Annotated in this window: 4 protein-coding genes; 3 read left to right on the top strand and 1 reads right to left on the bottom strand. The window is 42.1% G+C overall.

Annotated elements, in window-relative coordinates:
- The first annotated feature begins 949 nt into the window (after positions 1–949).
- The 3 genes from LX64_RS10550 (at position 950) to LX64_RS10560 (ending at position 8,205) form a co-directional block, all read left to right on the top strand.
- On the top strand, positions 950–3,493 hold the full coding sequence (locus tag LX64_RS10550) for a hypothetical protein (RefSeq protein WP_111597592.1): 2,544 nt from the start codon (positions 950–952) through the stop codon (positions 3,491–3,493).
- Between the two features lie 22 nt (positions 3,494–3,515).
- Positions 3,516–6,086 (top strand): hypothetical protein, encoded by a 2,571-nt coding sequence (locus LX64_RS10555; protein ID WP_111597593.1) that lies wholly within the window; start codon positions 3,516–3,518, stop codon positions 6,084–6,086.
- A 154-nt stretch (positions 6,087–6,240) separates the two neighbouring features.
- Positions 6,241–8,205, top strand: a complete 1,965-nt coding sequence (locus tag LX64_RS10560; RefSeq protein ID WP_111597594.1) for a M1 family metallopeptidase — start codon at positions 6,241–6,243, stop codon at positions 8,203–8,205.
- A 557-nt stretch (positions 8,206–8,762) separates the two neighbouring features.
- Here LX64_RS10560 and LX64_RS10565 read toward each other — a convergent pair.
- Positions 8,763–8,955, bottom strand: a 193-nt coding sequence (locus LX64_RS10565; protein ID WP_148707274.1) for an integrase core domain-containing protein, incomplete at its 5' end; no start/stop codon positions are given.

Consider the following 8,955-nt stretch of genomic DNA (forward strand, 5'->3'; position numbering starts at 1 on the left):
CAAAACCACAGCAAGCCAAAATCCCGTATTCGCACCAAATCCTTAACCAGTAACGCTTACACAATTCTCAGGAACTTCAATTCCAAGCCAAAACTACAACAAGCCTAAATTCCATATTCGCATCAAATCCTTATCCAGCAACGTTTACACAATTCTCAGGCCGTTCAATTCCAAGCCAAAACCACGATAAGCCAAACCAATGCACAACAATCCTTAAAGCATGCAAGAAAGCAGGGGAATCTTATACTCAAAACATTCCAGTCGATCAAGAGAGGAACCGACACACCCAAAGCAACTACAACAAGCGGAAATCCATGAAATCAACCAAAGGGAAGCCCTATTCTAAATGTCAAAATAACTTACTTAACATAATATTTATTATAAGTGAAACAAATTCCAAGTTTCCTTTGATTCCTAAAAAATAAATCAACGCCGTTTATTCATATCATTTATCAGAACCCCTCATTATAGGACACCCAAATGGATGGTTTTATTATTCGCTGGTGGATACCAAAGCGGATTATGAGCGTTTATTTATTTGCATTCCAAAGGTAAATATCCCGGGTACACACAAAACTGCATGCAACATAATTTGCCGCTTAGGTTTTGCATAATCCTTACGAGGTTTGATATACAGTAACAATTGGCTCAAAAAAATCCCTGGAGATCCCGAAAAATATAACGCCCAGCATTCCACAAATCCCGGGAAATGGTATATGCCTTAATAGAACATAATGACCGCATTATAGGCCACTCGAAAGTGCTCTTCAAGCATACTCCCAAATGGCTATAACGTAATACTGCAGAGCGTTTAAAAGGGCCAAACTGGTGAGTGTCATATTTAAAAAATCCCCATTTCATGGTAGTTTAAACTTTCCTAGGTTTCGTACCTTGTAGTACGATCGGTGGAGTAAACCGCCAGACTTTCAACCCCGACAACCCTTTACCTATGTTCAATACAGTTGCTATTGAAATCGTTACCAGCTTGGTACTGGTATACCTTATTTACAGTTTGTTTGCCACGATACTGGGTGAAATGATTTCCACCTGGATTGGATTACGGGCACGACTTTTACGCCTGGCCGTCGAGCGGATGCTCAACGACGGGTTCTACGAAACGAATGGCCACAAACGTGTACAAGTACGCGGTATCGGCGACCATCTTCTCGCTTTCCTACAATATCTCGTCAAGCGCGGTAAGCGGTTTATCTTGTTTGAACACAAAGATTTCAAGAAAAGTTTCGCAGGTAGGTTTTATGAGTACCCATCCATCAAGTATTTATCACGATTGGAAAGTGAACAGCGCGTGCTGTTTTCTAGTACCAAACCGTCGTACATTACAGCCGACAATTTTGCCGACACACTTTTCAATTTGTTACAATCGAAAGGACTCGGCGAACTCCCCATGGAAAAGATCCAATACTGCCTCGAGAAAAACGTGCATGAACTCGATGGAAGCACCCTTATCCAACTTCGCGATTTATTCAACGCCGCCAATAACAACCCGCAGGTATTCAAAGACGGTATGAAGAAGTGGTTCACAGAAGTGATGGACCGAACAACCGGTTGGTACAAGCATAAAATGCAGTTTATCCTATTCACGCTGGGTATGCTGATCGTGATTATTTTCAACGTCGATACCATCCAAATCGCGCAGAAATTATCGAAAGATGATAAAGCTCGCGACCAGCTGATAGCGATGAGCATCGCAATGGCCAAAGATTCCGCACACCGTTTCGATAGCATTTACTTAACGGGAAACGATAGCGTACGATTATCGCAACAACTCATCGATAGCAGTTATAAAGCGATCTCCCGGGATATGCAAAACGCTAACATGATTCTAGGTATCGGCTGGCAATTAGATACCCTACAAGACCCGCGTAGCACTACCATTACGAAGAAAAAAGATGCAAAAACATACCATGCCCTGCTTCAATTCATGCAGGAAACGGACCATACCCAAAAAACAATTGAACAACTAAAGAAGGCGTATGCCTCTTCCGACAGTTTATACCATGCATTAGAAACAAATATTCATCTTCAAAAACGCTCTATATTAAACAGTGCTGCCACAGGCGACACGCTATCATCTAAAGATACCGCCGGGTTTTACCTTTTAACACCTCGCTTGCTTTCCGCCACACAATTGAAACAAGCAGATTCCATGGCGTATGTAGCCCAGTTGAAACAGCAAATCCCCGTTCATAAGTCAATTGCTGCTATCACTGGTGAGCATTTTGCGAAAGTGAGCCGCATTGATAAAGTCGATTCCACAGGTATTACCATCACCGGTACCGAACCTTACTCGGCTTTCGGGAAGGCTTGGTTCGTTGTTAGTGAAATCCCTGCCGACGGTAAACGCCTATTAGGTTGGATTATTACGGCGCTAGCACTTACCCTAGGTGCTCCTTTCTGGTTCGATTTACTGAAGAAACTCGTCAATTTACGTAATGCAGGTATTAAGCCGGAAGAAAAAGTTGCCCCCCCTATCCCCGATCCCCTGCTTGATTTGAACCCTGTCGACATCAATTTAGCCGCTCCGCCAGTTATCAATACAGAACCTATAGAGCCGGTTGATAAAGCGTTGATGTTATACAAGGACAGTATTATGCGGATGGAAGGTGTATTGGCCGTGAATAAATGGTTTTATGAAGATGATGAGACGGGTGAAACGAAGAAAGGTGTACACGTATTGGTGAACAATGAACGTGTTGGCGCCAATGTAATTGCGAAATATCATCCTATTATTATCAATGATACTATTCAGATTCCAGTTATTGTAGATGTAGTAAATAAACCTCACTTACTAGGTAATACGCCTGAAAATACACCCGGGGTGAAAGAATTGGCGCTCACCAATACAAATAGACCTGCAAACTGGGGTACCATTAGTTGCGTGGTGAAAAAATTCACAGAACCCAATAATGAATACCTTCTCAGTTGCTACCATGTTTTCAATGGTGACTATACTTGGCAGAACGACGATAAGCATAAAAACATTATGGACTTCCGCAGAAATGTTATTGCTGTTTTGGATAATGCGGCCCTTACAACAAATACCGATTCGGCGATTGCTTTAATTAAAGATCCTGCCGTAGCTACCTTCTACAAAACTACAGCACGCACCATTCAACCTCGCAACATTCGCGATGTAAGTGAAGATGATATTTTTACCACGAACGTAGTGATTGAAGGTTTTTCTACACCCATGATGAAAGGTAGAATTATACATACCAGCTTTGAATGTCCTATTCCATATTTACAGAGCAAAGGCGGTAGCACCTTTATGCATATGTTCAAAAATCTCATCATCATTCAACACAACGATCCCCAGTTTCCGCAAGTATCTACAAACGGTGATTCTGGGTCGTTGGTACTGGATAGTCAACAGGTGGCTATCGGTATCGTAGTTGCCACCGATGATAAATTTACGTACGCGGTTAAAATCAAACAAGCATTCAGACCTTTCGGGGTTTATTTATCCATATAAGAAAATATATACTTCCTATACAATGAAAACAACACTCATCCTGCTTGCGATCAGTTGCATGGTAGCTGTGCAATTGCATGCGCAAAAAAACTCGCTGTACATTAATATCGATCAGCAGCTGCCACAAAGCGCTATTGCGATTACACCAGTGAAAACGGGAGAAACGCCTGTTATTAAGTTTATTATTAGTAACCCTAATTTCTCGCAACTATTTATTCAAAATGCCCGTACCGGTGGTACTGCTTTCAATTTTGTATTTGATTCATCGGCTATTAAAAATGCTAATAATAAATTCACGATCAAAAGCAATGCAATGATTAACGGGTTAGATGATGATCAACAACTTACCTACCCTATTTTAGTGACGGTATTGTTGAAAAACGGTACCTCGCACAAATTCCCCATCATCGAAAACGATCTTCAAGCCGCTACGATTACATTAGGTGGTAGTACGATTGCCCCTACTCCACCACCCGCCGATGTAAAGCCAACAGGGATTGCCTACTACGATGCGTTAAAACTTGCACAACCTGGTATCACGCTCGATCAAGCTGTTACCATTATTTCGAATTATTATTTCGATAACCCGAAAAGCGTTGAAGGCAATAAATTCCTAACAGCCTATTTAAAAACACTCACCAACGTTGCGGATGCAGCTGCCGCGGAACAACTCGTAAATGATAAACTATCTACGATTCGTCCTATTGGTAGCGAAGACGGTTCTATTATACCGGGGAGCGGCCTAACCTCTACCGCCATTATTGACGGTATTGCCCGTTTCCTAGTAAAACGTACGAAGGAAGAATTAACGGTGTCGTTCTTTTCCCGCTTCCAAGAAGTGATAGAAGACGATCGTTTTGCAGATGTGCGTACACTTTTCCCTGCCACTACCAATACGTTGAAAGCGATTGGCGATAATATTTACGACTATCAACGTTTCATCGATCAATTAAGAGAATCGTTCCAAACAGATATCAAAGATCTTATTGCTAACGCGCCCGGTATTATCAAGAACCACCCTGCCTTCTTCGCGCAATATCCTGCCCTGGTAGCAGCTATTAAATCGGCGAGCTATATTGGTGTAGCGGTGCAAGATGGCACACATCCAGGTGAAATTTTAGAGAACTACCCTACCAATGAACTACTGGGTGATCCGAAATTAACCAGCACAAAAGGTATCGTGTTAACCGCCCAAATGCTGAGTAATTCGTTGAAAAGCCTTGAAGGGGAAGAGAATTACTGGGTAACCACCGCGCAACTGAAAAAGCTAACCAGTAACAAGCTAGCTGTAAAACTTTACCTAGGTTTATTATATCAACATGCGAACAATGCCGACCATCCCATTTACTACACCGATAAAGTACGGCTCGACTCTATCATCAACCTCTTATACAATGCCGATAAAGATATCGATGAATACAAAGGCTTCATTGTTGGTTTTAGTGAAAAAGTAAACGCCATTTCTTCTTTGGTGAAAAAATATAAAGAAGAAACCAGCGACTCGGTGAAGTTGGAAATCTTCGTAGACTATACCCGCAAAACAATGGACATGGTTACCTACAGCATGAAAGTTGTTGACTTACCACATTTCAAAAAAGCATTGGTAAAGCTGGCTTCCTTGGATGAAACCACGGTTAACACCACCATTACAAAGCTGAACGAAGAAGTGAATTACTATTTCTCGGCCATTAAAATTGGTGGAGAAATTGTTTCATCTGTTAACAGGAAATCTTACTCGTATGCCGTAAACCAAACTTTACAGCTATATAATCTAATATATCCAGCCGATAAAATCATGCAGCAAAAGGTGGCGTACGATACATTAGTAGTATCTAATAAAGTGCGCCAATTCTTATTAACGTATGGAGGCTTAGGTGCATCGCTTGCCGTGGCGAAGAATAGTGATGATGTAGCTGCTGCTATTGAAACATATGCCTTGCCAAGCGGTTCATCCCGCATTAAAAGAACATCGGCTTTTAACGTATCGTTGAATGCATATGTAGGTTTTTTCGGTGGATTTGAATTTATTAAAGGATTAGATACAAGACCAGCAGTAGGTATTACAGCACCAATTGGGGTAGCCATCAGCAAAGGACAAAGTATTCTCTTCTTCAACTCCCGCCATAAAACATCGTCTAGTATATTTATTTCTGTGCTAGATATTGGCGCTGTTACGGCTTACCGTTTCAATAAGGATAATGATGCTAACCAATTGCCAACGGTTGAATGGAAAGATGTGATTTCGCCGGGTGTTTTCTATTCCTTTGGTATTGGTAAAACACCGTTGTCGGTTAATATGGGGTATCAAATGGGACCATTGTTAAGGAAGGTGGAATCGGATATTGCTTCTACCACCAATAGCTATGGTCGTTTAAGTTTATCTATTTTGGTAGATATCCCGTTATTGAACTTCCACACGCGTACATTCTCGAAGCAATTACGAGGACCGAAGTTAACGGCGGAAGAGAAAGCACAAAAAGCGCAGATGAATTTTGAAGCGAAAAAAACTACAGAAGCCGCGTTACAAAAGGTAAGTGCTGATATTAAAGAATTGAAAAAAAAGCGAAAAGAAATCAAGAAGAATAAGTCATAATAAATGATCCCTCGCACCCCGATCAGCTAGCTGTTCGGGGTGTTTTCTTTCATCCCCTATCCCACCGCTTATATAAACCTTTTGCTATATTTCTCTTGTGTACTTATATTTAGTCCTCAACTTGATCTATTCACCAGCTAATTTCACTATGATAATGAAACGTCCGTTGCTAGCAGGCTTGTGCTTGTTAGCTGCCAACTTACCGGGTGCTATGGCGCAACAAACCAAAAGCGAGTCGGTTTACGACCAGCATAAAGCGTTTGCACCTAATTTTTACACATCGAATGGTACTGAAACACGTAGCGCTATTGGGTATCCAGGCCATAAATATTGGCAGAACCGTGCCGATTATAACATTGCTGTAACGATGGATACAGTGAAGAGTCGTATTGATGGTGCTACCACCATTACTTATACGAACAACAGCCCGGATGCTTTGCCATATTTGTGGTTGCAACTCGATCAGAACCTGTACCGTAAAGATTCCCGTGCGGAAGCAGCCACCGCGGTAAGTGGTGGTCGTTATGCGAGTAAGGAATTTACAGAAGGCTATGAAATTTCTTCTGTCACCATTACCAATGCATTGGGTAAAACAGAGAAAGTGGAATACGTGGTAACCGATACCCGTATGCAAATTCGTTTGCCACAAGCGTTGAAAGCGAATGGTGGTAAACTGCAAATCAAAATCCAATATGGTTTCCAAATAGTAGAACAAGGAACCGACCGTATGGGTAAATTGAAAACCAAGAACGGTATCATCTACGAAATTGCACAGTGGTTCCCAAGAATGGCTGTGTATGATGATGTATTGGGATGGAATAACTTACCTTATTTAGGTGCCGGTGAATTCTACCTCGATTATGGTGATTACACGTACAGCATTACTGCACCGGCGAATATGGTGGTAGTAGGTTCTGGTGAATTAACCAATCCTACAACAGCCCTTACGCCGAAACAATTAGAGCGTTTTAACCGTGCCAAAAACAGTGAAACCACGGTAGCTATTGTTGATAGTACCGATGTATTAGCTGCGCCTACCCGCAGTGGCAATGTAACATGGAACTTTACATGTAAAAATACGCGCGATGTAGCTTGGGCTGCTTCTAAAGCCTTTATTTGGGATGGTGCACGCATTAACCTTCCCAATGGTAAGAAAGCCATGGCACAGTCGGCCTACCCGGTAGAAACGGCTAGCTTAAAAGCTTGGGGCCGTTCTACAGAGTATGTGAAAGGCTGTATTGAATCGTATTCGAATAAATGGTATCCTTATACATACCCTGTAGCTGTTAACGTAGCGGGTATTGTAGGTGGTATGGAATATCCAGGTATCGTATTCTGCTCCGCTAGAAGTGCCGGTGGTGGTTTATGGGGCGTAACGAACCATGAATTCGGGCATAACTGGTTCCCGATGATTGTTGGTTCAAACGAACGTAAATACGCTTGGATGGATGAAGGTTTCAATACTTTTGTTAACAACATTGCTACTGAAGAATTCAATAAAGGCGAGTATTACCGCCCGCAAAAGGTGGGTGCAATGGCGCCGATGATCTTCAATCCAAAATCCGAATCATTGATGCACATCCCTGAAGTGTTGCAACCTATGAACCTCGGTTTAGGCGCATACTACAAACCGGCTTTGGGCCTGGCATTACTCCGCGAGCAAATAGTTGGTAAAGATCGCTTCGACTATGCCTTCAAGAAATACATCGACGAATGGGCATTTAAGCATCCAACACCCACCGATTTCTTCCGTGCTATGGAAAATGGTACAGGGGAAGACCTTACCTGGTTCTGGCGTGGTTGGTTCCAAGAAAACTGGAAACTCGATCAAGCCGTAAAAGAAGTTAAATACTTGAGCAACGATGCCACCAAAGGCGCCTTAATCACGATTGAAAACTTGCAAGAACTCCCCATGCCTGTTACTATCGAAGTAAAAGAGTCGAACGGTAAAACCAGCACCGTTAAACTCCCGGTAGAAATCTGGCAACGTGGTGGTACTTGGACTTTCAAGTACAACTCTACATCTGAACTCAGCCAAGTAACCATCGATCCAAATGGCGAATTCCCCGATGTAAACCCAGCAAACAACAAATGGACACCTGCCCCTGCTGCTAACTAGTAGTTGAACGCAAGCTGTACTTTATCATAAACCCCAAGGATGTATGCATCCTTGGGGTTATTTTATATCCCCCATACCCAGTAGCCCCCTCTCCCAACCTTCAAGAAGCAACCATATTTTACCCCCAAAATCGCTGGGCGCCTTCACATTCAATCACATAAACAGTGTGGATAAATTTTATAACTTACTAACTACTTGATAATGAATACCAAAAAAAGGGTGGGGATAGGCTTAGGATAGGCTTTAGATAGGCTTTAGATAGGCTTTAGATAGGCTTTAGATAGGCTTTAGATAGGCTTTAGATAGGGTCGAGATAGGCTTAGGATAGGGTAAGGATAGGCAAAAGATAGGCTTTGGGTAGTAACAGGATAGGGTGAGATGTTATGGTAAGCATGTCACGTCCTAAAATAGGTTTACACCCTTGTTAGATAATCCGGATAAAGGTTTACACCTGTAGTTGTTAATCCGTATAATAGTTTACAGTTCCAAAGATTAAAAAAAAGAACCTATTACTACTACTTATTATAGTTTTTCTTTTTTTGCTTCTTTTTTTCTTTTTACAATCCACCTGGATTTGTGGATAACCGGCCTTGGGCACCTGTAGGTGACGCACCCTTTTGCTGCCATCTCATGGCCATTTTACCATGTTGATGATGCGCTTGTGCAGGGGTTAAGTAGTTGCAGCTACTGTGTGGCCGCTGCTCGTTGTAAATGGTGATAATGCTTTCAATATGCGCTGCGGCTGACGGG

It is taken from the genome of Chitinophaga skermanii (assembly GCF_003259335.1).
GTDB classification, from domain to species: domain Bacteria; phylum Bacteroidota; class Bacteroidia; order Chitinophagales; family Chitinophagaceae; genus Chitinophaga; species Chitinophaga skermanii.

Excerpts from the sequence above, each read along its gene's own strand:
- LX64_RS10550 (WP_111597592.1), top strand. The coding sequence starts at position 950 with ATGTTCAATACAGTTGCTATTGAAATCGTTACCAGCTTGGTACTGGTA.
- LX64_RS10555 (WP_111597593.1), top strand. The coding sequence starts at position 3,516 with ATGAAAACAACACTCATCCTGCTTGCGATCAGTTGCATGGTAGCTGTG.
- LX64_RS10560 (WP_111597594.1), top strand. The coding sequence starts at position 6,241 with ATGAAACGTCCGTTGCTAGCAGGCTTGTGCTTGTTAGCTGCCAACTTA.